Annotated in this window: 19 protein-coding genes and 1 pseudogene; 11 read left to right on the plus strand and 9 right to left on the minus strand. The window is 73.4% G+C overall.

The window, feature by feature from the left end; all coding sequences use genetic code 11:
• The first annotated feature begins 163 nt into the window (after positions 1-163).
• Positions 164-3,049, plus strand: a complete 2,886-nt coding sequence (gcvP, locus tag IG64_RS15960) for an aminomethyl-transferring glycine dehydrogenase (RefSeq protein WP_037856453.1) — start codon at positions 164-166, stop codon at positions 3,047-3,049.
• Between the two features lie 100 nt (positions 3,050-3,149).
• Here the strand turns inward: gcvP and IG64_RS15965 are convergent, their stop codons facing one another.
• From IG64_RS15965 to IG64_RS15975, 3 genes are all read right to left on the minus strand, one after another.
• Positions 3,150-3,545, minus strand: a complete 396-nt coding sequence (locus tag IG64_RS15965) for a TOBE domain-containing protein (RefSeq protein WP_037856670.1) — start codon at positions 3,543-3,545, stop codon at positions 3,150-3,152.
• A gap of 216 nt (positions 3,546-3,761) precedes the next feature.
• Complete coding sequence (locus IG64_RS15970; protein ID WP_037856454.1) at positions 3,762-5,711, minus strand: hypothetical protein; 1,950 nt, start codon at positions 5,709-5,711, stop codon at positions 3,762-3,764.
• Positions 5,712-5,989: 278 nt separating this feature from the next.
• Positions 5,990-6,547 carry a hypothetical protein gene (locus tag IG64_RS15975; RefSeq protein WP_037856456.1) on the minus strand — a complete coding sequence of 186 codons (558 nt, stop codon included), beginning with the start codon at positions 6,545-6,547 and terminating at the stop codon, positions 5,990-5,992.
• Positions 6,548-6,897: 350 nt separating this feature from the next.
• On the opposite strand from IG64_RS15975, the gene IG64_RS15980 reads away from it, so the two are divergent.
• Positions 6,898-8,433, plus strand: coding sequence for a glycoside hydrolase family 43 protein (locus IG64_RS15980; protein ID WP_051812963.1), 1,536 nt, complete (start codon positions 6,898-6,900; stop codon positions 8,431-8,433).
• A gap of 195 nt (positions 8,434-8,628) precedes the next feature.
• Here the strand turns inward: IG64_RS15980 and IG64_RS15985 are convergent, their stop codons facing one another.
• Together IG64_RS15985 and IG64_RS15990 are read right to left on the minus strand one after the other, a co-directional pair.
• Complete coding sequence (locus tag IG64_RS15985; RefSeq protein ID WP_030177618.1) at positions 8,629-8,835, minus strand: DUF5999 family protein; 207 nt, start codon at positions 8,833-8,835, stop codon at positions 8,629-8,631.
• 505 nt (positions 8,836-9,340) lie between these two features.
• Positions 9,341-9,925: a hypothetical protein gene (locus IG64_RS15990; protein WP_037856460.1), complete on the minus strand. Its 585-nt coding sequence runs from the start codon at positions 9,923-9,925 to the stop codon at positions 9,341-9,343.
• A 559-nt stretch (positions 9,926-10,484) separates the two neighbouring features.
• On the opposite strand from IG64_RS15990, the gene IG64_RS15995 reads away from it, so the two are divergent.
• Together IG64_RS15995 and IG64_RS16000 are read left to right on the plus strand one after the other, a co-directional pair.
• On the plus strand, positions 10,485-12,005 hold the full coding sequence (locus tag IG64_RS15995; protein WP_037856461.1) for a glutamate-cysteine ligase family protein: 1,521 nt from the start codon (positions 10,485-10,487) through the stop codon (positions 12,003-12,005).
• A gap of 472 nt (positions 12,006-12,477) precedes the next feature.
• Positions 12,478-13,278: a CPBP family intramembrane glutamic endopeptidase gene (locus IG64_RS16000; protein ID WP_037856464.1), complete on the plus strand. Its 801-nt coding sequence runs from the start codon at positions 12,478-12,480 to the stop codon at positions 13,276-13,278.
• Between the two features lie 44 nt (positions 13,279-13,322).
• Here the strand turns inward: IG64_RS16000 and IG64_RS16005 are convergent, their stop codons facing one another.
• The gene (locus IG64_RS16005; RefSeq protein WP_037856467.1) at positions 13,323-14,132 is read right to left on the minus strand and encodes a PhzF family phenazine biosynthesis protein; all 810 of its coding nucleotides are present in this window, start codon (positions 14,130-14,132) and stop codon (positions 13,323-13,325) included.
• 281 nt (positions 14,133-14,413) lie between these two features.
• Here IG64_RS16005 and IG64_RS38840 point away from each other — a divergent pair, with 281 nt between their 5' ends.
• The 4 genes and pseudogenes from IG64_RS38840 to IG64_RS16025 all read left to right on the plus strand — a co-directional run bounded on the left by IG64_RS38840 (position 14,414) and on the right by IG64_RS16025 (position 18,390).
• Positions 14,414-15,043: a PadR family transcriptional regulator gene (locus IG64_RS38840; RefSeq protein WP_078884036.1), complete on the plus strand. Its 630-nt coding sequence runs from the start codon at positions 14,414-14,416 to the stop codon at positions 15,041-15,043.
• A gap of 242 nt (positions 15,044-15,285) precedes the next feature.
• Positions 15,286-15,831, plus strand: a pseudogene (locus tag IG64_RS16015) (Clp protease N-terminal domain-containing protein); the annotation flags it as partial.
• Between the two features lie 391 nt (positions 15,832-16,222).
• Positions 16,223-17,224 (plus strand): EamA family transporter, encoded by a 1,002-nt coding sequence (locus tag IG64_RS16020; protein ID WP_037856472.1) that lies wholly within the window; start codon positions 16,223-16,225, stop codon positions 17,222-17,224.
• A 218-nt stretch (positions 17,225-17,442) separates the two neighbouring features.
• On the plus strand, positions 17,443-18,390 hold the full coding sequence (locus IG64_RS16025) for a DMT family transporter (RefSeq protein ID WP_037856476.1): 948 nt from the start codon (positions 17,443-17,445) through the stop codon (positions 18,388-18,390).
• Between the two features lie 68 nt (positions 18,391-18,458).
• Here IG64_RS16025 and IG64_RS16030 read toward each other — a convergent pair whose 3' ends face one another.
• Positions 18,459-19,142 (minus strand): pyridoxamine 5'-phosphate oxidase family protein, encoded by a 684-nt coding sequence (locus tag IG64_RS16030; RefSeq protein WP_037856478.1) that lies wholly within the window; start codon positions 19,140-19,142, stop codon positions 18,459-18,461.
• A 35-nt stretch (positions 19,143-19,177) separates the two neighbouring features.
• Here IG64_RS16030 and IG64_RS16035 point away from each other — a divergent pair, with 35 nt between their 5' ends.
• Complete coding sequence (locus tag IG64_RS16035) at positions 19,178-20,509, plus strand: aminotransferase class I/II-fold pyridoxal phosphate-dependent enzyme (protein ID WP_037856480.1); 1,332 nt, start codon at positions 19,178-19,180, stop codon at positions 20,507-20,509.
• An 84-nt stretch (positions 20,510-20,593) separates the two neighbouring features.
• Here IG64_RS16035 and IG64_RS16040 read toward each other — a convergent pair whose 3' ends face one another.
• The gene (locus IG64_RS16040; RefSeq protein WP_051812965.1) at positions 20,594-21,682 is read right to left on the minus strand and encodes a DMT family transporter; all 1,089 of its coding nucleotides are present in this window, start codon (positions 21,680-21,682) and stop codon (positions 20,594-20,596) included.
• A gap of 74 nt (positions 21,683-21,756) precedes the next feature.
• Between IG64_RS16040 and IG64_RS16045 the strand changes: the two genes are divergently transcribed.
• Positions 21,757-22,659 (plus strand): LysR family transcriptional regulator, encoded by a 903-nt coding sequence (locus tag IG64_RS16045; RefSeq protein WP_037856481.1) that lies wholly within the window; start codon positions 21,757-21,759, stop codon positions 22,657-22,659.
• A gap of 42 nt (positions 22,660-22,701) precedes the next feature.
• Here the strand turns inward: IG64_RS16045 and IG64_RS16050 are convergent, their stop codons facing one another.
• Positions 22,702-23,229 carry a Rieske (2Fe-2S) protein gene (locus IG64_RS16050; RefSeq protein WP_037856483.1) on the minus strand — a complete coding sequence of 176 codons (528 nt, stop codon included), beginning with the start codon at positions 23,227-23,229 and terminating at the stop codon, positions 22,702-22,704.
• A 148-nt stretch (positions 23,230-23,377) separates the two neighbouring features.
• Here IG64_RS16050 and IG64_RS16055 point away from each other — a divergent pair, with 148 nt between their 5' ends.
• A complete protein-coding gene (locus IG64_RS16055) occupies positions 23,378-24,145 on the plus strand; it encodes a HipA family kinase (RefSeq protein WP_037856484.1) in 768 nt (255 codons plus the stop codon).
• The last annotated feature ends 14 nt before the right edge of the window (positions 24,146-24,159 follow it).

Below are 24,159 nucleotides of genomic sequence, written 5' to 3' on the forward strand. Positions count from 1 at the left end.
GCAGAGCGGGTGTCGACGGCTTCCGCTCTCACCGACGGTGAAAACCGGGTGCCCACGGGCGGCCCGGTGAAGCTCTCAGGTTGAGATGACAGAGGGGGAGGCCGTCGGGACACCCGCGCCGTGGTGTCCCTCGAAGGTCGCGTCAGACCAGGAGGCCTCCGCAATGACCGCCCAGCGCACCCCGCTCTCCGAGCTCGAACAGGGCATCCCCTTCGAGCAGCGCCACATCGGGCCCGACCAGGAGGCGCGGGCCAAGATGCTCGCGCAGGTCGGCTACGGCTCGCTCGACGAACTCACCGCCGCCGCCGTGCCGGACGTCATCAAGAACGCCGACACCCTGGACCTGCCCGGTGCCCGCACCGAGGCCGAGGTGCTGGCCGAGCTGCGCTCCCTCGCCGACCGCAACCAGGTCCTCGGCTCGATGATCGGACTCGGCTACTACGGGACGTTCACGCCGCCCGTCATCCTGCGCAACGTCATGGAGAACCCGGCCTGGTACACGGCGTACACGCCGTACCAGCCCGAGATCTCGCAGGGCCGGCTCGAAGCGCTGCTGAACTTCCAGACCGTCGTCGCCGACCTCACCGGGCTGCCCACCTCCGGCGCCTCCCTGCTCGACGAGGGCACCGCCGCCGCCGAGGCACTGACGTTGTCCCGGCGCATGGGCAAGAACAAGAAGGGCCTGTTCCTGGTCGACGCGGACGCGCTGCCGCAGACGATCGCCGTCATCCGGACCCGGGCCGAACCGACCGGCGTCGAGGTCGTCGTCGCCGACCTCAGCGACGGCATCCCGGCGGACATCGCCGAGCGCGAGATCAACGGCGTACTCCTGCAGTACCCCGGCGCCTCCGGTGCCGTGCGCGACATCAAGCCCGTCATCGACCAGGCGCACGCACTCGGTGCCCTGGTCACCGTCGCCGCCGACCTGCTCGCCCTCACCCTGCTCAAGTCCCCCGGCGAGCTGGGCGCGGACATCGCCGTCGGCACCACGCAGCGGTTCGGTGTGCCGATGGGCTTCGGCGGGCCGCACGCCGGCTACATGGCGGTCCACGAGAAGTTCGCGCGCAGCCTGCCCGGCCGTCTGGTCGGCGTCTCCGTCGACGCCGACGGCAACAAGGCCTACCGGCTGGCCCTGCAGACGCGCGAGCAGCACATCCGCCGCGAGAAGGCCACCAGCAACATCTGCACCGCCCAGGTGCTGCTCGCCGTCATGGCCGGCATGTACGCGGTCTACCACGGCCCCGAGGGCCTGAAGGACATCGCGCGGCGCACCCACCGCTACGCGGCCGTCCTGGCCGAGGGCCTGAAGGCCGGCGGCGCGGAGCTCGTCCACGGCTCCTACTTCGACACGCTCACCGTCAAGGCCGAGGGCCGGGCCGCCGAGATCGTCGCCGCCGCCCGTGAGGGCGGGGTGAACCTGCGCCTCGTCGACGCCGACCACGTCTCGATCGCCTGCGACGAGACCACCACGCGCGCCCAGCTGCACACCGTGTGGTCCGCCTTCGGCACCTCGGGCGACATCGACGCGCTGGACTCCGCGGCCGGTCAGCCGCTGCCCGAGGCCCTGCTGCGCACCGACGCCTACCTCACCCACCCCGTCTTCCACCAGTACCGCTCCGAGACGGCGATGCTGCGCTACCTGCGCAGGCTCTCCGACCGCGACTACGCGCTCGACCGCGGCATGATCCCGCTGGGCTCCTGCACCATGAAGCTCAACGCGACCACGGAGATGGAGCCGGTCACCTGGCCCGAGTTCGGGCAGCTGCACCCCTTCGCGCCCGCCGAGCAGGCACAGGGCTACCTCACGCTCATCCGCGAGCTGGAGGACCGTCTCGCCGAGGTCACCGGCTACGACAAGGTCTCCCTCCAGCCGAACGCCGGTTCGCAGGGTGAGCTGGCCGGTCTGCTCGCCGTGCGCGGCTATCACCGGGCCAACGGCGACGAGCAGCGCACCGTCTGCCTCATCCCCTCCTCCGCGCACGGCACCAACGCCGCCAGCGCGGTGATGGCCGGGATGAAGGTCGTCGTCGTGAAGACCGCCGAGGACGGCGAGGTCGACATCGAGGACCTGCGCGCGAAGATCGAGCAGCACCGCGACCAGCTCGCCGTGCTGATGATCACCTACCCGTCCACGCACGGCGTGTTCGAGGAGCACGTCGCCGACATCTGCGCCCAGGTCCACGAGGCCGGCGGCCAGGTGTACGTCGACGGCGCCAACCTCAACGCCCTGGTGGGTCTGGCCAAGCCGGGCCACTTCGGCGGCGACGTCTCCCACCTGAACCTGCACAAGACGTTCTGCATCCCGCACGGCGGCGGCGGCCCCGGTGTCGGTCCGGTCGGTGTGCGCTCGCACCTCGCGCCGTACCTGCCCAACCATCCGCTGCAGCCGCAGGCCGGTCCCGAGACCGGCGTCGGCCCGATCTCGGCCGCTCCGTGGGGTTCGGCCGGCATCCTGCCGATCTCCTGGGCGTACGTCCGGCTCATGGGCGGCGAGGGCCTCAAGCGCGCCACGCAGGTGGCGGTGCTCTCCGCCAACTACATCGCCAAGCGCCTGGAACCGCACTTCCCGGTCCTCTACACCGGCCCCGGCGGCCTGGTCGCGCACGAGTGCATCATCGACCTGCGCCCGCTGACCAAGGCGACCGGCGTGAGCGTGGACGACGTGGCCAAGCGGCTCATCGACTACGGCTTCCACGCGCCGACGATGTCGTTCCCGGTGGCCGGAACGCTGATGATCGAGCCGACCGAGTCCGAGGACCTGGCCGAGCTGGACCGTTTCTGCGACACGATGATCGCGATCCGCGCCGAGATCGACAAGGTCGGCTCGGGCGTGTGGCCCGCCGAGGACAACCCGCTGCGGGGCGCTCCGCACACCGCCGCCGCGCTCGGCGGGGAGTGGGAGCACGCGTACAGCCGTGAGGAGGCCGTCTTCCCGGCCGGTGTCTCGGCGGTCGACAAGTACTGGCCGCCGGTGCGCCGCATCGACCAGGCCTTCGGCGACCGGAACCTGGTCTGCTCCTGCCCGCCGCTGGACGCCTACGAGGACTGAGCGGCGCGGGACGCCCGCACCGCGACCGCAGGGCTCCGCCCCGGTCCTCCCGTGAGGGGGGCCGGGGCGGAGCCCTCTCGCGTGGGCGCGGGCGGGCGGCTCAGGTCCGGTCGATGTGCACGTTCGTCGACTTCACGCGGGCGGTGGCCTCCATGCCGACCTCCAGGCCCAGTTCCTCGACGGCCTCCCGGGTCAGCAGGGAGACCAGCCGGTGCGGGCCGGCCTGGATCTCGACCTGGGCGGCGACGTCGCCGAGCTTGATGGCGGTCACGATGCCGGGGAAGGCGTTGCGGACCGAGGTGTAGGAGGGGTCCTCCTCGCCGCCGCCCGTTCCGGCCAGCTCCACCGAGAACGCGGCGAGGTCCCGTCCGTCGACGAGCCGCCGCCCGTTCTCGTCGCGGTGGGTGGCCACCCGGCCCGCGTCCGCCCACCGGCGTGCGGTGTCCGGACTGACGCCGAGGAGACGGGCGGCCTGGCCGATGGTGTAGGACTGCATGCCGGTCACGATAAGGCTCCGCGGAAAGCGCGGCGGACGCAGGGGCGCGCCCGTGGGCGGCGCCGGCGGTCAGGGCCCGCTGCGCGCTCGCCCTGGGGCTGCCGCCAGGCGTTGGGACCGCCGTCAGGGGCTCCCGGGCCGGCTCCGCGGCCCTAGCGTCGCAGCGGCCCTGCGCGGAGGCCGCCGGGCGCGAGCGGGCCGCGGCCGGGGGCGGGCTCAGGCGGTGTGGACGTGGGGCCGCTTGGCGCGGTCCGGTTCCGCCTCCCGCAGGACCTCGCGGGTGACGGGGGCGACCTCGCCCTGCCCGAAGAGGAAGAAGCGGAGGAAGTTGCGGAACGGGTTGCCCTCGGTCCACTCGAAATAGATGTGCGGGGTGTGGCCCGTCGTGTCGCGGACGTGCAGGAGCAGGGCGGCCAGGGCGTTCGGGACGGAGGAGGACTCCAGCGACAGGACGCGGTAGCGGCCGTGCAGGACCTCGCCGCGCACCTTGAGGCCCGCCTCGAACTCGGAGGGATCGGTGACCGTCACCTCCGCGAAGACGAAGTCCTCCGTGTCCGGGATGTCGTTGTCGGAGCGGATCTGTTCGATCTTGTCACGGTACTCGGCCTTGTCCCGCCGGTCGGGCTCGTTGGCGATGAACCGGATCTTGCGGCTGGCGATGTCCCTGACGAAACGTTCCGCCATGGGGTCGAGCGTCACGCTGGTCACCCGCAGCTCGAAGGCACGGGCCAGCCGGGACAGCAGCGAGACCAGGATGATCCCGGCGATGAAACAGGCACCGATCTTCACACCGTCGGGCCGCTCGATGACGTTCACGACGGTCGTGTACAGGAACACGGTGGCGATCACCGCGAACCCCACGGTCCACTTGCGCTGCCCGGCCTTGTGGGCGGCGATGGTCACGGCGATGGCCGCGGAGCTGATCAGCACGAGCACACCGGTGGCGTAGGCGCCACCCTGCTTGTCCACGTTGGCGTCGAAGATCCAGGTGACCACGAAGGCGATCAGGGTGAAGACGATGACCATGGGGCGCACCGCGCGGGCCCAGTGCGGGGCCATGCCGTAGCGCGGGAGGTAGCGCGGCATCAGGTTGAGCAGCCCGGCCATCGCGGAGGCGCCGGCGAACCACAGGATCGCGATGGTCGAGATGTCGTAGACCGTGCCGAAGGTGTTCCCGATGTAGTGGTGCGCGAGGTAGGCCAGGGCACGCCCGTTGGCCTTGCCGCCGGCCTTGAACTCCGCCGCCGGGATCAGCAGCGTGGTGATGAAGCTGGTGGCGATCAGGAAGCAGCTCATGATCAGCGCGGCCGTGGTGAGCAGCTTCTTCGTGTCCCGGATCCGGCCGGCGGGCCGCTCCTCGGTGTCGGCCGCGTCGCCCCTGACGTGCGGCATCACGGCGACGCCGGTCTCGAAGCCGGACAGGCCGAGCGCGAGCTTGGGGAAGACCAGCAGGGCCACGCCGACCATGGCGAAGACGCTGCTGTGCTGGACGGTCAGGGCGCTGGTCCAGTCGGTCACCAGGTGACCGGCGGTGATGACGTGCCACAGCCCGACGACCACCACCACGACGTTCAGGACGAGGTAGATGCCGACCAGCGCCACCGCGACGCCGATGGCCTCCAGGAAGCCCTTGAGGAACACCGCGCCCAGCAGCGCCACCAGCAGGAGCGTGATCAGCATCTGGTGGCTGTGCAGGGAGCTGGTCAGGTGCGGGTTCTCCACCAGGTGGGTCGAGGCGTCCGCGGCCGACAGGGTGATGGTGATGAGGAAGTCCGTGGCGGCGAAGCCGAGCAGGGTCAGGACGAACAGCTTGCCCTGCCAGAACGACAGCAGCCGCTCCAGCATGGCGATCGACCCCTCGCCGTGCGGGCTCTCCTCGGCCACCCTGCGGTACACCGGCAGCGCGCCCACCAGGGTGACGAGCACCAGGACGAGGGTGGCGACGGGCGACAGCAGTCCGGCGGCCAGCGCCGCGATGCCCGGCTGATAGCCCAGGGTGGAGAAGTAGTCGACACCGGTCAGACACATGACCCGCCACCAGCGCTGCCCCTTGTGCGGGGGCTCGGGTACGGCGTGCGGCGCCTGCTGTATGCCCTTGCCCATGTCGGACAGGCCCTCCAGCATCCAGGCGCGCAGACGGCTGGGAGGGTGTTCGGTGATGGCCATCGGCCCTGCTCCTGAGGTGCGGCTCAGCCCGGCGTGCGGCTCAGCGTGGGAATCCGGCCGGACCGGCGGACGGGGCCCCAGCGTATGCGGAGCGTGACGTTCGGGCCCTGTGTACCGGGGTGGGCGCGCGTCAATCTTCCGTTAATAACGACCGGGGCGCCGCGCCCGTTCACCCGGGTGCACGACCGGGCGCCCGCATCGGCGCGGTCCGTCCGGCGGCTGGTGAGCGCGGTCCGCGGGGTGCTCGGCTCACGGCCGCAGGGTGCGCGGTGCCCGGCTCATGGCTCCAGTCCCGAGATGCGGAAGACGGTGAGGGCCGTCTCGCGGTCCACCTGCTCGGCCAGGTCGCGCAGTGCGCTCCGGCCGTACCGCAGACAGCCGCTCGCCGCCGACTTGCGGGCATCCTCCTCGAGTCGGCACCACAGGGCGGGGTTGTCGACGAGGGTCCGGGGATCGATCTCGACGCGGGCGCCGAGCGCGTCCCGCAGGACCAGGCGCCGTGAGACGCCGTCCATGACCCGCACCGACACCAGCCGGTCCGTACGCACCCGTCGGTGACGCAGCGGCGCACACGCGGCGAGCCAGCCCTCACCGGCACTCACGCGGGTCGGGCAGAGCGCGCCCAAGAGGCCGGCCGACAGGGCGAGCCAGAGCACCGCGCGCCACCAGGTGAGGCCGCCGGTGCCCCCGTCGATCGACAGCAGCAGGCCGAACAGCGCCACCGCGCAGCGCACGGCGGTGCGCAGATCCCCCGTCCAGCGGCGGTCGCGGGCCACCGGGACGGAGCGCCACGCGGGCATCCCCGCCGTCGGCCGCGTGTCGGAGCAGTGCCTCATGACATCCACGCTAGGGCGCGCCCGTGGTGCGGGCGAGGCCTCTTGACACGCCTCTGACGCGGCGCCGTCCGTTCTTGACGCCCCGCCTGCGCCCTTCCGGCGCGCGGGGCGCGGGGCGCCGGGAAGCATCCGCCTCTCGCGATCTGGCCGCGATCTTGCCGGCGCTCCCGGCCGCCCTTACAGTGCGAGCGAGATCGCAAGATTCGCCGTATCCGGCGAAACATTCGTGACGGGCGAGCCGAGACGCCCGTGCGGGGCGTGTGTACGAGACGTGCGTGCGTACGGGACGCCCGTGGCGGGACGTGAGTGCGGGACATGTGGCCGAGACGTTCAGGAAGGGGCCGGCATCCATGCGGGCGTACGACAATCCGGTGATCCCCGGCTTTCATCCCGATCCCAGCGTGTGCCGGGTCGGGGAGGACTACTACCTGGTGTGTTCCAGCTTCGAGTACTTTCCCGGGGTCCCGCTCCTCCACAGCCGGGACCTGGTCCACTGGCGGCAGATCGGCAACGTCCTCGACCGGCCCGGGCAACTGCGGCTGCCGGCCGGGCTGCCCGCCTCCGCCGGCGTCTACGCCCCGACGATCAGGTACCACGAGGGCCGCTTTTACGTGATCACCACCAGCGTCGGCGGCGGCGGGAACTTCCTCGTCACCGCGGACCGCCCCGAGGGGCCGTGGTCGGACCCGGTCTGGATCGATCTGCCCGGCATCGACCCCGACCTCGCCTGGGACGACGAGGGGAACTGCTGGTGCGCCGTGGCCGGCGTGGGGCTGGCCCGTATCGACCCGGGGACGGGCAAGGCGCTGGAGGGCCCGCTGAAGGTGTGGTCCGGGACCGGGATGCGGGACCCGGAGGCGCCCCACCTGTACCGGATCGGCGACTGGTGGTACCTGCTGGTGGCCGAGGGCGGCACGGCGCACGGGCACAGCGTCTCGGTCGCCCGGGCGCGTTCGCCGCGCGGCCCCTATGAACCAGCGCCCGGCAACCCGGTCCTCTCCCACCGCAGCACCGGTCTTCCGGTCCAGTGCACCGGCCACGGCGACCTCGTGCGGGCCGCGGACGGGACCTGGTGGATGGTGCTGCTGGGGACCCGACCCCGGGGGTACTTCCCCGAGTTCCACGTGCTCGGCCGGGAGACCTTCCTGGTACCGGTGGAGTGGGTGGACGGATGGCCGCAGGCCGGGCCGGTCCAGGAGCGGCACCCGGCCCCGGCGGCCTGGCACCCGCTGCCGCCGGAACCGGTGCGGGACGACTTCGACACACCCGCTCTCGCGCCGCACTGGATCTCTCCGCGCGGCAGGGAGGACGGCTCCTGGTCGCTCGGCCACCGGCCGGGGTGGCTGACGCTGCAGGCGACCGGGGACAGCCTCGACCGGCCCGGCCACACCTTCGTCGGCCGCAGGCAGCAGCATCCGGACTGCCGCGCGCAGGCCCGCCTCGACCCGGGATCGAGCCGGGCGGGGCTGTCCGTCCGCCTGGACGAGGCGCACCACTACGACCTGGAGATCCACGGCGGGACGGCGAGCGTGATCGCCCGGATCGGGCCGGTGCGGCAGCGGATCGCCGCGCATCCCGTACCGCCGGGACCGCTCGTCCTCAGCGTCGGCATCCGCACGTCGGACGTGCCGCCGCCCACGGTCACGGCCCCGGGAGGTGCGGCACCCGGGCTGCGGTCGGGCGGCCCCGACGCGGTCGCCTTCTCGGTGGAAGGGCCGGAAGGAACGGTACGTCTGGCCGAACTCGACGGGCGGTACCTGTCCACCCAGGTCGCCACCGGCTTCACCGGCCGGGTGATCGGCATGTACGTGACCGAGGGCAGCGCGGCCTTCGACTGGTTCGCGTACGAGCCGGGGTCCCCTTCGGGGGCGGCTCACGGCGAGTGACGGGTCGCGTCTGCGGGGGAGACGCGGAGGGGCCGGGCCGCACGGGGTGTGCGGACCGGCCCCTGATGGTGCGCGGGCGGCGCTGCCGTTCGCGGCGCCGCCCGGTCGTGCTCAGCGCGGGCCCGTGCCCGATGCCCGGCCGCTCTCGTGTTCCGTGCCCGGTCGTGCTCGTGTTCCGTGCCCGGTCGTGCCCGATCAGGCGGCGGTCATCACCCGGTCGGCGCCCAGCGGGCGGTGCGGGGCGATGATCTGGCCGTCCGGCAGAAGCTCACCGGTGTCCTCGAAGAGCAGGACGCCGTTGCACAGCAGGCTCCAGCCCTGCTCCGGGTGATGCGCCACGAGACGGGCGGATTCCCGGTCGGCGGAGTCGGCTGAGGGACACGGTGGCTGGTGCTGGCACATGGGTGGGATCTCTCGTCGCGTCGTGTGGTCCGGGATGGCTGTCGTGTGTGTCCTGCGGCTGGTGGCATGCTCCATGGCCGCCCCCCGTTTGATGATGAGTCGGACTGGGTCCAGTGTTGCCCCGCGGACGTGATTCCGCAGGAATATCGCGGCACCGCCTCTCACAGATTCAGGACGCGTCACCCGCGCGAGCGGTTCACCTGCACCGCACGGTCCCTTCGGGTGGTTCGAGGGGGCCGGATGGGGCTAGTCCGGTCGGGTCACCTGGCCGTTCGGCTCCTGATCTGCTCAGGGGAGCGTGGTTTGACTCTGGTGAGCGGCCGTACGGATCGGGTGGCACGGCCCGCGGGTGCGGAGGCCGATGCCGATATGGATGTGGATACCGGACGCCGAGACAGAGAGCACCCCGCTGCCAGGTGCCCGGCAGCGGGGTGGGGGGGCGGCGGAGAGGGCTCGGGACCGCCTCAGGACTCAGGGGCCAGGCGGCGCGGGCGGATCGGGCGGCTCAGGCGGGCGACCCCATGAGCCGGATCGGCGTCACCCGGTGGGTGAGCAGGGGCAGCAGGTCGGCGACCCGGTGCGGCACGTGGGCCGGGATGCCGGGCGGGGCCGGCGCCAGCGGGACGAGCAGGTCGGTCGCGGCCGGGTGGCCGGTGGCGCCGTCGTCGGAGAGGTCGCCGTGCAGCCAGAGCGTGAGCGTGTACAGGCTGGGCATCGACAGCAGGCGCGGCTGGTAGGGCTGTGCCATGGTCTCCGCCTGCCGCAGGGCGCGCTCGGTCGAGGTGACGTACGGGCCTTCGAAGAAGTGTGAGAAGGCCCAGCCGTCGGCGGTGAGCCGGGTCTCCGCCGCGGCCACCGCATGATCACCGCAGCGGATCAGGAAACGCCACCCCGCCAGCCGGGTCGCGGAGACTCCCTCGGGAGTGATCCGGTCCAGGACGTGCACGGGCAACGGGAGTTCGGGGGTGGCCGGGTCCTGCGCGGAACGGAGGGCGGAGATCCGTGCCTCGCTCACCGCGGTGGGGGAACCGAGTGCCGTGAGGACGGAGCGGAGCGCGGGCGCGGGGGCCGGGGGGACATGCAGCGGCATGGTGGGTCGCCTCTCATTCGGCAGGCACGGTGGCGCGAGGGCGGGGCGGGGGCGGACAGCGCTGTCAGCTCTCGGGGCAGGGTGGCGGCCGGGGTCCGGTCAGCGAAGTGGGACGGAGCGCGGCCTGCCGCTTGATCCTTGACGGCACAGGTCCAGGGTCGTGGACGCCGACCTTCTGCCGTGGTGCAGAGTTTATACGACAAATGTTCAGGTGTTGTTTCGTCTACCCGTTTCCGGCGCGGACGGCAAGGGTTCATTCGGCCGGAGATATGCGGGAATCATCCCGGTTCCGAGCGGGTGACGCCGCGATGACCTCGGGTTCTGTCCGCGCGGCGGACGGCTCGTTGTCGTCGGCGTTTTTCACGAGGGCTTCGTGGGCACCCGAAACTGCTGGGTGTTCCATGCCCCGTGAATGTGCCTCCGGACACTTGAGACCAGCGTAGTCGGTGCTCGGCCGGCGCGGGACGTTATCGATCGCGTTCGCGGGGCATCATCCCACCTGACCCGGACCCCGGCGGCCCGATCCTCAAGGCCCGCCCGAGCGAGGAAGGACGCTGCGATGGGGGAGAAGGTCGTGGCAGGACGGTTCGACCTGTCCGATCGCAACCGCTACCGCGACAAGCTCAGGCGGTGCCTGACAGGGCTGGAGCGGCTGCTGGCGGAGAAGCGGTTCGACCGCCCCAAGAACCTCATGGGGCTGGAGATCGAATTGAATCTCGTGGGCTCCGACGGGATGCCGAAAATGCTGAATGGGCAAGTACTCGAGCGCATCGCCAGCCGGGACTTCCAAACAGAACTCGCCATGTTCAATCTGGAAGTGAACATCGCCCCGCACCGGCTGGGCGGCCGCGTATTCGACCGGCTCGCCGAGGAACTGAGGACATCGCTGGCATATGCCGACCGGAAAGCCGGTGAGGTCGACTCCTCCATAGCGATGATCGGTATTCTGCCGACGCTCGACCGGGACGACCTGGTCTCCTCGAACCTCTCCGACGTCGACCGTTACACGCTGCTCAACGACCAGATCGTCGCGGCCCGCGGTGAGGACTTCACCTTGGACATCGACGGGGTGGAGCATCTCGCGTGCACCTCGAAGTCCATCGTGCCGGAGGCCGCCTGCACCTCGGTGCAGCTCCACCTCCAGGTCACCCCCGGGCGCTTCGCGGACGTGTGGAACGCGGCGCAGGCGGCGAGCGCGGCACAGATCGCGGTGGGCGCCAACTCGCCGTTCCTCTTCGGACGCGAGCTGTGGCGCGAGTCGCGGCCGCCCCTGTTCCAGCAGTCCACGGACACCCGCCCGCCCGAACTCCAGGCGCAGGGCGTGCGTCCGCGCACCTGGTTCGGCGAGCGCTGGGTCACCTCGGCGTACGACCTGTTCGAGGAGAACCTCCGTTACTTCCCGGCACTGCTGCCGATCTGCGACGACGAGGACCCCTTGGAGGTGCTCGACGCCGGAGGCGTCCCGAAACTCGCCGAACTGGTGCTGCACAACGGCACCATCTACCGCTGGAACCGGCCGGTCTACGATGTCGCGGACGGCGTACCGCACCTGCGCGTGGAGAACCGCGTGCTGCCCGCCGGACCGACGGTCACGGACGTGGTCGCCAACGCGGTCTTCTACTACGGGCTGGTCCGCGCCCTCGCCGAGGAGCCGCGGCCGGTGTGGACCCGGCTGCCCTTCGAGGCCGCGGCGGCCAACTTCGACGCCGCCTGCCGGCACGGGATCGACGCCCGCTTCACCTGGCCCCGGCGCGGCCGTTCCTCGGGCACGGCCGAGATCGACGCGGTCACCCTGGTCCGCGACGAACTGCTGCCGCTGGCCGAGTCCGGACTGAACGCATGGGGCGTGGAGCCGGTGGACCGGGACCGGTACCTCGGGGTGATCGAGGAGCGGTGCCGGCGCCGGATCAACGGCGCGCAGTGGCAGGCCGCCACCTTCCACCGGGCCCGGCAGGAGCAGGGACTCGACCGGAACGCGGCGCTGGCCGCCACGACCCGGCGCTACTGCGAACTGATGCGGATGGGCGAACCCGTCCACACCTGGCCGGTCGGCCTGCCCGAGCCGGTGCCGCTGGGCTGACGGCAGCTGCCTCCCGGGGTCCCACGCGTGCCGCGCGCATGGGGCAAGAGGCGCGTGCCTGCCGTGCGCATGGGGCGAGGGGCGCGTGCCTGCCGTGCGCATGGGGCAAGAGGCGAGGAGCGTTCGGCTGCTCGGCAAGGGCCGTTGTCGCGCGGCACGGTTGCGGTGGGCTGTCGGTGGGGCACGGCCGGGGGCTGCTGCCGGAGCGGGTGCGCCCCGGCCGAGCGGCCGGGTCCCGTCTCCCGCGCGGGGGAACTCGGGCCCGGGGACCCAGAGGCTGAGGGGCGCTGGGTCGCGGAGGGAGACCCGACTGCTCGGGGGACGGTGCAGCGCCGTGTTGATCCGCACGGTGCCGGGCCGCACCGATCCGTGCCGGAACGCGCTGATCCGGGCGTCGGGCAGGGGGCGGCCGTGCCGCGACGCGGCGGATCGGGCAAGCTGTGACCTCTCAGGACGTGGACTGGAGGCGCGTGTGCAGGCGGAAGCGGGGCCCGAGGCCGATTCCTGGCCGGGCGAGCGGCTGTCGCGGCGGACCTTCCGGGACGAGACGCTGCTCGTCCTGGCGCTCTCGCTCGGCGCGAGCGGCGTCTCCGCGCTGATCAGCTTCCTCGGGTCGGTCACGAAACCCGGCGGCCTCAAGGACCAGGCCGCCACCCTCAACGCCTCCGCCGCGCCGGGCCGTCCCTGGCTCGACCTGGCCTGGCAGCTCTTCGGGATCGCCACCGCGCTCGTACCGGTCGCCCTCGTCGCGCACCTCCTGCTGCGCGAGGGACAGAGCCTGCGCACCCTCGGCTTCGACCGCTCCCGGCCCTGGCCCGACCTCGGCCGCGGAGCCGCCGTCGCGGCGGTCATCGGCAGCACCGGCATCGCCTTCTACCTGGCCGCCCGCGGCCTGGGCTTCAACCTGACCGTAGTACCGGAGGCGCTGCCCGGAGTGTGGTGGAAGTACCCCGTGCTGGTGCTGTCCGCCGTGCAGAACGCCGTCCTCGAAGAGGTCATCGTCGTCGGATATCTGCTGCGCAGACTGCGGCAACTGGGCTGGGCCCCGGGGACCGCGCTGGCCGCCAGTTCCGTACTGCGCGGCTCCTACCACCTCTACCAGGGCATCGGCGGCTTCCTCGGCAACATGGTCATGGGCGTGGTGTTCGTCTGGCTGTACCGGCGGTGGGGCCGGGTCGGGCCGCTGGTGGTGGCCCACTCACTGCTCGACATCGGCGCGTTCGTCGGCTACGCCCTGCTGGCCGGGAAGGTCGGCTGGCTTCCCACGGCCTGACCGGCCCCGCCCGCGCCGGGTGACGGGCGTGGGCCGACGCGCCCTCAGGCGTGGAGTTCGCCGTCGATGACCGTGACCGCGTGGCCGGTGAGCAGGGTGCGTTCACCGCGTACCTCGGTGCGGACCAGCCCCGAGCGCGGGGAGGCCTGGAGACCGGTGAGGGCGGAGCGGCCCAGGCGCTCGGACCAGTAGGGGGCCAGGGCGGTGTGGGCGCTGCCGGTCACCGGGTCCTCGTCGATGCCCACGTTCGGGAAGAAGCACCGGGAGACGAAGTCGTAGCCGCGGCCGGGGTCCTCGGCCCGCGCGGTGGCGATGACGCCGCGCGCCGAGCAGGCGGCCAGCGCCTTGTGGTCGGGGGCCAGCGCCCGGACCGTCTTCTCGTCCGCCAGTTCCAGCACCAGGTCGCCCACGCCCGGGCCGGTGTCGAAGGCGGTGCGCGGCTCGGCGCCCAGGGCCTCGGCTGCTCCGTCGGGCAGTTCGACCTCGGTGAGCGGGGCGGTCGGGAAGTCGAGGACGATCGCGCCGTCGTCGGCGGGCGCGGCGACGAGCACACCGCTGCGGGTGGCGAAGCGCGCCGCACCCGAGTGCGCCCCGGTGGCGTAGAGGACATGGGCGGTGGCGAGCGTGGCGTGCCCGCACAGGGCGACCTCGGTGACGGGGGTGAACCAGCGCAGCGCCCAGTCGGCCTCCCCGCCCGCGGGCAGCGGGTGCGCGAAGGCCGTCTCGGCGTGGTTGACCTCCCGGGCCACCTTCTGCAGCCAGTCGTCCTCGGGGAAGGCATCGAGGAGCAGCACCCCGGCCGGGTTGCCGGCGAAGGGGCGGTCGGTGAAGGCGTCGACGATTCGAATCCGCATCCCCCGACCGTAGGGGCACCACCGCGCGTCCGGCCAAGGCCAATTCATGTCGGGTGGCTCGTGGTCCGGGCTTTGATCGGACGCCTCCAGGGACTCACGGCCACCGGCCGCTCGACCGGCGCGGCCGGACCGGGGTCGCACGGGGAGCCGGGCAGAGCCGCCTGCGGAGGGGGAGAGACGCCTGCGGAAAGGGGCAGCGGCGAAGGGGGGTTGTCGGGCGAGCTGTTCCGATATATCGTTGAGGTATCGCGACAGATCAACGATGGAATGGAGTGGTTGCGATGCGTACCCACGGATTCGAACGTGGACACCGGCAAGGCGGCCGCCGGGGCGGCCTGGGAGGTTTCGAGGGGCGGCGGGCCGCCTTCGGTCCCTTCGGGCCGGGCGGGCCCGGCTCCGGCGGCCCTGGCTTCGGACCGGGTTTCGGACCCGGCCCCTGGGGCGGGCGAGGGCGCGGCGGGCCGCGCGGCAGGGCACGGCGCGGCGACGTACGGGCATCGATCCTGGCCCTGCTCAGGGACCGGTCCATGCACGGCTACGAGATGATCCAGGAGATCGCCGAGCGCAGCGGCGGGGCGTGGAAGCCCAGCCCCGGCTCGGTCTACCCGACGCTCCAGCTGCTGGAGGACGAAGGGCTCATCGTCAGTGAGTCCGAAGGTGGCAAGAAGCTGTTCTCGCTCACCGAGGAGGGCCGCGCCGTCGCCGGCGAAGGGCCGGAAGCGCCCTGGGAGGAGGCCTCCCGCGGTATCGACTGGGAGGTTCTCGGGGAGATCCGCCAGGCCGGATTCGGGCTGATGGAGGCCTTCGGGCAGGTCTGGAAGACCGGCACCAAGGAGCAGCGCGAGAAGGCGCTCGCCGTCATCAACGACGCCCGCAAGAAGCTGTACCTGATCCTCGCCGACGAGGACTGAGCGTCCTCGTGACGGGCGCCCCGCGGAATGGTCCGCGGGGCGCCTCCGTGCGCGCGGGGCAGGCGGCGGGAGGCGGGCGGTGCGGCGGGCGGCTGTGCGCCTCCCCGGTGAACTCTGTGCGAATTGACCTGGTCTCATCCGTAAGGAGGAGATTCCGTCCGCCCGGGTCCACTCTGCGTGGGATGCGGAAATGCTTCTGGCCGGGGATGACCGGAGCCCGCGGGACTGATGGGCTGGGGGATGTGCGACCCCGTATCCCCAGGCAGCCGGTCCCCGAGCGGGACGGCGGCCGCCCCGACGACGACGCCGGGCTCAGTGCCGAGCTGGTGGCGGTGGTAGCCGCTGCGCGCAGGAGGGCGGTCCGCGACGGGGACCGGCAGATCGACACCGCCCATCTGCTGCACACCCTCCTGGAGGCGGATCCCGAGGTGCGTGCCGTCTTCGCCGACGGGGTGCGGATCGCCCGGCTGCTCGGCTACCTCGTCCAGCGCAGCATCGGTTACGGACTGCGCTGGCAGACCAGTGTCGAGGATTCCGGGGCCCTGCCCGTGGTGAGCGTGGGCGAGTCCGTGGTCGCGGAGGCCGACGGCTGCTCACCGGCCGCGTCGGCGGCGCTGGAACACGCCCGTGCGCGCGCCGCCCGCCGCGGCGACGGCCCGGCGGGCCGCCTCGACCTCCTCGCTGCGGTCACCGCCGACCCCGGGTCGCGGGCCGTCGAGGTGCTCGCCCGCGCGGGGATCGACGCACGGGAACTGGCCGCCCGTATCGACGACGCGGACGGCGGAGGAGGCGAGCACCGGGAGCCGGCGGCGGACGCCGGGGGCGACGAGCGCCGGGAGCCGGCGGTGGCCGCCCTGGCCATGGGCGGTGAGCGCCCGGAGCGGGTGGAGAACAAGGGGCCCGGCGACCGCCGTGAGCGCGCGCAGCAGTACGCCGGCGGCAGCGGGGCCACCCGCTGACCCTGCCGCCGCCCGACACCCGCCCCCGGCAAGGGGCCGAGGTCCCACCCCGTGGCCGGACGCGCAACGCCCACTCCACTCCACCCCACCCCGCCCCGGCCGCGGATCGTGTGCCCGGGCGGCGCGGCGCCCCTTCGGCGCCCTCCGGGTGTGACGCCCGCGTCCAGCCGGTGAGACAGGTGCCAACGAGGGTGACGCTCATGTCGCCGCCTGTCATCATGTGCCGGTGGTTACGTCTGCGATCAGTCAAGGGCAGTCCGGCAAGGGCGTCGGGCTCGGTCTCGCGCTCGTTTCCGCGGTCGCTTTCGGCGGCTCCGGGGTCGCGGCCAAGCCGCTGATCGAAGCGGGCCTCGACCCGCTGCACGTCGTCTGGCTGCGCGTCACCGGCGCGGCGCTCGTCATGCTTCCGCTCGCCGTGCGCCACCGCGCGCTGCTGCGCAGCCGCCCCCTGCTGCTCGCCGGATTCGGCCTGCTCGCCGTGGCGGGCGTCCAGGCGTGCTACTTCGCCGCGCTCTCCCGTATCCCCGTCGGGGTGGCCCTGCTCATCGAGTACCTGGCACCGGCCCTGGTGCTCGGCTGGGTCCGCTTCGTGCAGCGGCGGCCGGTCACCCGGGCCGCCGCCCTCGGCGTGGTCCTCGCCGCCGGCGGGCTCGCCTGCGTCGTCGAGGTCTGGTCCGGCCTCGGCTTCGACGCCCTCGGTCTGCTGCTCGCCCTGGGCGCGGCCTGCTGCCAGGTGGGCTACTTCGTCCTGTCCGACCAGGGCGGCGACGCCGGTGACCGGGCGCCGGACCCGCTCGGCGTCATCGCGTACGGGCTGCTCGCCGGCGCCGTCGTCCTGACCGCCGTGGCCCGGCCCTGGGGCATGGACTGGACGGTGCTCGCGCACACCGCGGACATGAACGGCACGGCGGTCCCGGCCGCCGTGCTGCTGGTCTGGATCGTGCTCGTCGCCACCGTCCTGGCGTACGTCACCGGCGTGCTCTCGGTGCGCCGGCTCTCGCCGCAGGTGGCGGGCGTGGTGGCCTGCCTGGAGGCGGTCATCGCGACCGTGCTGGCCTGGGTCCTGCTCGGCGAGCACCTCTCCGCGCCGCAGGTGGCCGGCGGTGCCGTCGTCCTCCTGGGCGCCTTCATCGCGCAGTCCTCGACACCCGCGGGGGCGGCGGAACCGGCCGCGGGCGGCGGTGGCGACCGGGAGTTGTCGGCGCGCGGAACGACGGTCTAGGGTGCCGGACATGCATACGCGCGCACTCGTCGTCTCGCCGCCGGTCGCCTGACCGAGGCGGGCCTCCTTCGACGCGCCCGGCGCTCCGGCCCGATCCGCGGACGTTCCGCGGCACGGTACGCGCCCGGGCCCGCGCTGTGCTGCCCGCAGAAGAAGTCCGACGACTCCGTCGTACCGGGGTCCTCCTTCCGAACTTCTGCACTCTGCGGAGAGAACTCGTGTCGCATGCTTCTGCCGGCCTGCCCGTCGGGCGTGGCCTCCTGTACCTGATCGTCGCCGGTGCCGCCTGGGGCACCGCCGGTGCCGCCGCCTCCCTGGTCTACCGGGCCAGTGACATGGGACCGGCGGCGCTGTCCTTCTGGCGCTGCCTCGCGGGCGCCGTCCTGCTGCTCGCCGTGCGCCTGCTGCGGCCGCGCGCGCGGCCGGCGGCGCCGGTGACCCGCGGCGGTGCCCTGCTGCGGGCCGGTGCCACCGGGCTCGGGCTCGCCGTGTTCCAGACCGCCTACTTCGCCGCCGTGTCCGCGACCGGACTGGCCGTCGCGACGGTCGTCACCCTCGGCGCCGGGCCCGTCTTCATCGCGCTCGGCGCCCGCCTCACCCTCGGCGAACGGCTCGGCCGGTCCGGTACGGCCGCGGTCGCCGGGGCGCTGGCCGGGCTCGGGGTGCTGGTGCTCGGCAGCGGGGGAGCCGCCGTACGGCCGTGGGGTGTGCTGCTGGCCCTGGCCTCCGCGGCCGGGTACAGCGGCATGACGCTGCTGACCCGCAGGTGGGGCCGGAGCGGCGCCGACCAGTCCGCCACGACCGTGGGGGCGTTCGCGGTGGCCACGCTGTGCCTGCTGCCGCTCGCGGCGGTCGAGGGGCTGGTGCCGCACACCGTCGAACCGGTCCGGCTGCTGTGGCTGCTCGCCTACATCGGCACCGTGCCGACGGCCCTCGCCTACGCCCTCTACTTCGCGGGCGCGGCCGTCGTCCGCTCGGCCACCGTGTCGGTGATCATGCTCCTGGAGCCGGTCAGCGCGGCGGTGCTGGCGGTCGCCCTGCTGGGCGAGCGGCTGACGGCGGCTACGCTGGTGGGCACCGCGCTGATGCTCGGCTCCGTCGGCGGCCTCGCCGTCGCGGAGACCCGCGGCGCACGGTCCGCCGCCGAGGAACCTGCCCTGGTCTGACAGGGGAGGGGCGCCCTGGCCCCTGCGGCCTCCGGGCCGCCGGGCGCCGGCGCCCCTCTCTCCTCCGCCTACAGGCCCGCGAGGTACCCCGGGATCTCGGTGCCGGGCGCGAGGTCGGCCTCGGGAAGCGGAGCGCCGTAGGTCCTGCGCACCGGGACCACGCCGGCCCAGTGGGGGAGGGCCAGGTCCTCGGGCTCGTCGTTGGCGCCGCCCGTGCGCAGCTTGGCCGACACCTCCGTGAGGTCGAGGCGGAGGACGGCGGTCGCGGCCAGTTCCTTCGCGTTGCCGGGGCGCGAGTCTGCCGACCGGCCGGGCACCACGTGGTCGACCAGCGCGTCCAGGGCCATGCGCTTCTCGTCGGGGTCGGTGACCTGGTGGGCGGTGCCGTGCACCACGACACTGCGGTAGTTGACCGAGTGGTGGAAGGCGGAGCGTGCCAGCACCAGGCCGTCGACATGGGTGACCGTCAGGCAGACCGGCAGGCCCGGGTCGGCCTGGCCCGCCATGCGCAGGGGACGCGATCCGGTCGAGCCGTGCACGTACAGCCGCTCGCCGACCCGGCCGTAGAGCGTCGGCAGCACCACGGGCGCCCCGTCGCGGACGAAGCCCAGGTGGCAGACGTACGCCTCGTCGAGTATCGCGTGCACCAGTTCCTTGTCGTAGGACGCCTTCTGCGCGGACCGGGTGGGGACGGTGCGGTCGGTCGGCGGGTAGGTGTCGGCCGTCGGGGTCGGCTGCTGGGTCCCCTGCATTGCGGTCTCCATTGCACTAGTGCATAATCTGCTTTGTGCTAGGAGAATATCGGATCGAGGGCCGGCGTGCAGCGGAAATCGCGGCGAGCGTCGAGCGCGCGGTGGGTGCCGGCCACCTCGAACCGGGGCAACTGCTGCCCCCGATGAGGGAGTTGGCGGCCGATCTCGGCGTCAACCCCAACACCGTCGCGGCCGCGTACCGGGTGCTGCGCGAGCGCGGGGTCATCGAGACCGCCGGGCGCCGGGGCAGCCGGGTGCGGCCCGCGCCGGCCACCACCGGGCGGGACCGCATCCGTGTCGACGTGCCCGAGGGCGTGCGGGACGTGTCCGCGGGCAACCCGGACCCGGCCCTGCTGCCGGCGCTCGCACCGGCCTTCGCGGCCGCCGCGGCCGAGGGCGACCGCGCCCCCGTGCTCTACGGGGACGTGGCCGTCGACCCCGGACTGGCGCGCATCGCCCGCGCCGAGCTGCACGCCGCCGGTGTGCCACAGGGGCCGCTCGCCGTGGTCACCGGCTCGCTGGACGGCGTCGAACGGGTCCTGACCGCCCACCTCAGACAGGGGGACACGGTCGCGGTGGAGGACCCGGGCTGGGGCAGGACGCTCGACCTGGTGCCGGCGCTCGGACTGCGCACGGTGCCGATGGGCGTGGACGACGAGGGGCCGCGCGTCGACGCCGTACGCCGGGCGCTCGCGGACGGCGCGCGGGCGCTGCTCGTCACCGACCGCGCGCAGAACCCGACCGGCGCGGCGCTGAGCGCCCCCCGCGCACGCGCCCTGCGGGCCGTGCTCGCCGGGCACCCCGAGACCCTGCTCGTCGAGGACGACCACGGCCACGGCATCGTCGACCTCCCCCTGCACCCGCTCGCCGGAGCCACCCGGCACTGGGCCTTCGTCCGGTCGGTCGCCAAGGCCTACGGCCCCGACCTGCGCCTGGCCGTGCTCACCGGGGACCAGGTCACCGTCGACCGGGTGCGCGGGCGGCAGCGGCTCGGGCCCGGCTGGGTGAGCCTGCTGGTGCAGCGGGCCGTGGCGCGGCTGTGGACCGACGGCACTCTGGACACCGGTGCGGTGGCGGCGGAGTACAGCCGGCGGCGCGACCTGCTCATCGGCGCGCTGGCGGAGCGCGGGGTGGCGGCGCACGGGCGCAGCGGGATGAACGTGTGGGTGCCGGTGCCGGACGAGACGGGGGTCGTCGCCCGGCTGCTGCACGCGGGCTGGGCCGTCGCCCCGGGCGCCCGCTTCCGGCTGCACGAGCCCCCGGGAGTCCGGATCACCGTCTCGGCCCTGAGCGAGGACGAGACCGGGCAACTGGCGGACGCGGTGGCGGCGGCCCTGGGGCCGGCCCCGGAGCGGAGTTACGTCTGAGGGAGGTCTGGGGGAGGGGCCGGGCCCTTCCGGCCCGGCGCGAGGCTACGGGCCGGGGGCGGGCCTTGCGGCCCGTAGCGCGTCTTACGGGTTCGTGGTCGCGGCCGCTGCCGGTTCGGGGCGGGCGGGCCGCTCGCCGGGGCGGACGCCGGCCGGTGCGGGAGCCGGGGGCTGCGCACCGGACCGGACCGGCTGTCCCGGCGTGGTCGAGGCGGCGGCGCGGGCGCGCCGGGCGCCGTGCCCGGGCCGGGCCTGGGACAGGGCCGCCCCGGCCAGGACGATCACCGCGCCGACCGGGGTCGACCAGCTCAGGCGCTCACCCAGGACGGCGACACCGGCGCCGGCGGCGATGATCGGCACGAAGTAGGTGACCATCTGGGCGGTCGTCGGACCGACCTCGGCGACCAGGCCGTACTGCACGAGCATCGCGACGCCCGTGCCCAGCACGCCCAGCGCGGCCACCGCGAGCAGCGGGAACACGCCCACGTGGCTCGGCACGCCGGTGAACAGCGGGGTGACGACGGCCAGTTGCACCGTCGCCAGCAGCAACTGGCCCCCGGTCAGCGACAGGTGCGACTCGGCGGCACCGGCCAGGGTGCGCCGGACGTAGATCCAGCCGACCGGGTAGCTCAGCGAAGCCAGCAGCGCCATCGCCGTGCCCCGGGCGTCCAGTCCGTGGAAGCCCTGCCAGGCGCCGAGCACGGTGAGCACGCCGAGGAAACCGAGCCCGAGACCCGCCACCCGCACCCGCGTCGGCCGGTCCTCGGAGAGGGCGACCAGGGACAGCGCCATGCCCCACAGCGGCGAGGTCGCGTTGCAGATGCCCGCAAGGGTGGACGGAATGGTCAGTTCCGAGTACGCGAACAGCGAGAACGGCAGCGCGTTGAGGAAGAAACCGGCGACCGCGAGATGACCCCACGTGCGGGCACCGCGCGGCAGCCGCTCCCGCTTCACCGCCATGGCCACGGCCAGCACGGCCGTGCCGAACACCAGCCGTCCCAGCGTCACCTGGAAGGGCGCGAAGCTCCGCGTGCCCACCTTCATGAACAGGAAGCTGAACCCCCACACCAGCGCCAGGAAGGCGAATCGGACCCGCCAGTGCAGCGGGCCGCGGGCCCGGCGGCCGGGCCGGGCGGTCGGGGTCGGAGCGGAGGTTGCGGTCGCGGAACTCATGGACGTAGCGTGCCCGGACACCACGTCGTAGCACAATCGAGAATTCGCGGCCGGTACCTCGTAGTATCGCTTACATGTTGAACCTGGAGCGCCTGCGCACCCTCGACGCCCTCGCCCGGCACGGCTCGGTCAGCGGCGCGGCCGACGGGCTGCATGTGACCACCTCGGCGGTCTCCCAGCAGATGGCCAAGCTGGAACGGGAGGTGGGGCAGCGGCTCCTGGCCAGGAACGGCCGGGGCGTGCGGCTGACGGACGCCGGCCGGCTCCTCGCCGAGCACGCGGCGCGCATCCTCTCCCAGGTCGAGCTGGCCCAGTCAGACCTGGAGGCCCAGCGGGGGCAGGTGGTGGGCGAGCTGCGGCTGGCCGCCTTCCCCACCGGCGCCCGCGGGCTGTTCCCCCTCGCGCTGTGCCACCTGCGCGGCCGGCATCCGGCCCTCGGCGTCACCACCGCCGAGGTGGAACCCGCGCCCGCCGTACGGGCCGTGCTGCGCGGTGACGTCGACCTGGCCGTGGTGCTCGACTGGTACAACAAGCCGCTGCCCGTGCCCGACGGGCTCACCCGGGCGCCGATCCTCGACGACCCGGTCGACGTCGCGATGCCCGCCACGCACCGGCACGCGGACCGTGCGGAGGCCGCCCTGGAGGACTTCGCCGACGACGACTGGATCACCTGGGGCGACGACGAGTTCTGCCACGAGTGGCTGCTGGACACCCTGCGCTCCAAGGAGGTGGAACCGCGCGTCGCGCACCGCGCGCAGGAGCACGCCACACAGCTCGCGCTGGTCGCCGCAGGACTCGGCGTCTGCGTGGCGCCCCGGCTCGGGCGGGGACCGCTGCCCGCCGGGGTGCGGACGGTGCCGGTGCGGCAGGCCGTGCGCAGGCACGTCTACGCGGTGTGGCGCACCGACGCCGACCGCCGCCCCTCCATCCGCGCGGCCGTGGAGGCCCTGCGGGCGGCGGGGGAGCAGATCGGCTGAGAGCGGGGCCCGCCCGGGTGCCGGGGCGTCGTGCCGCCGTCTTCAGGCCAGTTCGATCTCGTCGCCGTGGACGGAGATCCTCCGGGCGGGCAGCGGCCGGGTCGCGGGGCCCTTGCGTACGCTCCCGTCGGTCACCGAGAACTCACTGCCGTGGCACGGGCAGCTGATCACCCCGTCCGCGATCCCGCTCACCGTGCAGCCCTGGTGGGTGCAGGCCGAGGAGAACGCCTCGAACCGGCCCTTCTCGGGCTGGGTGACGACGACGCCCCGGTCGGCGAAGATCCTGCCGCCGCCCTCCGGGATGTCGGACGCCCTGGCGAGGACCCCACCGGCACCGGCACCGGTACCCGGCGAACCGGCGGAGGACGGTCCGGGAGCCCCCGATGAACCGGAGGAGGACGGTCCGGAGGCGCCCGGCTGCGGCCCGTCGCCCGCTTCGGAGGCGCCCGACACCGGCCCGCCGTCCGCCCCGCAGGCGGTCAGCGTGACGGCGATCCCCGCCGCGCCCAGCGCCGCCACGACCGTACGGCGGGCCGGTTCCTGCTGGGGATGGTTCGATGCGCTGGTCATGCCGGCGTTCCCTTCTCGCGGACTTCGCCGCGGACTTCGCGACGGATCTGTGCGCAGGGGTACGTCCGCACGGCGCCGGGCGTTCAGATCGCGCCCGGACTCGTCCGGAGCCCACCGGAGCCGCCCGGGGCCCCAGTAACCTGGGGCGATGCTCAAGGAAGTCAACGCGACCCGCTTCATCACACCCCTGCGGGAGGGCGGCTCGCTGCCGGGACTCGTCGAGGCCGACGACCTCGGGACGTACGTCCTGAAGTTCAGCGGCGCCGGGCAGGGCCGCAAGACGCTCGTCGCCGAGGTCGTGTGCGGAGAACTGGCCCGGCGGCTGGGGTTCCGGGTGCCCCCGCTGGTGACCATCGGCCTCGATCCGGTCCTGGGACTCGGCGAACCCGACGAGCGGGTCCAGGAACTGCTGCGCTCCAGCGGCGGCGCCAACCTCGGGATGGACTTCCTCTCCGGAGCCCTCGGGTTCGACCCGCTGGCCTTCCCGGTGGACGCCGGCGAGGCGGGGCGGATCATCTGGTTCGACGCGCTCGTGAACAACGTGGACCGCTCCTGGCGCAACCCCAACCTGCTCAGGTGGCGCGGCGAACTGTGGCTCATCGACCACGGCGCGACGATGATCTGGCACCACAACTGGCCGGGCGCCGAGGCCTCCGCCGCCCGCCCCTACGACGCCTCCGACCACGCGCTCGCGCCGTTCGGCCCGGACCTCGCGGCCGCCGCCGCACACCTGGCCCCGCTCGTCACCGAGGAACTGCTCGCCGAGGTGACCGCCGAGATCCCGGACGCCTGGCTGACCGGCGAGCCCGGCTTCGGCACCCCCGGCGAACTGCGCCGCGCCTACGCCCGGCCGCTGCTCGCGCGGGCCGCCGTGATCCACGAGCGCATCCACGGAATCGAGGGGACGGCCAAGTGAGCGACCACCACGGC

Origin of the sequence: Streptomyces sp. NRRL S-340 (assembly GCF_000720185.1) — a bacterium.
Lineage (GTDB): Bacteria > Actinomycetota > Actinomycetes > Streptomycetales > Streptomycetaceae > Streptomyces.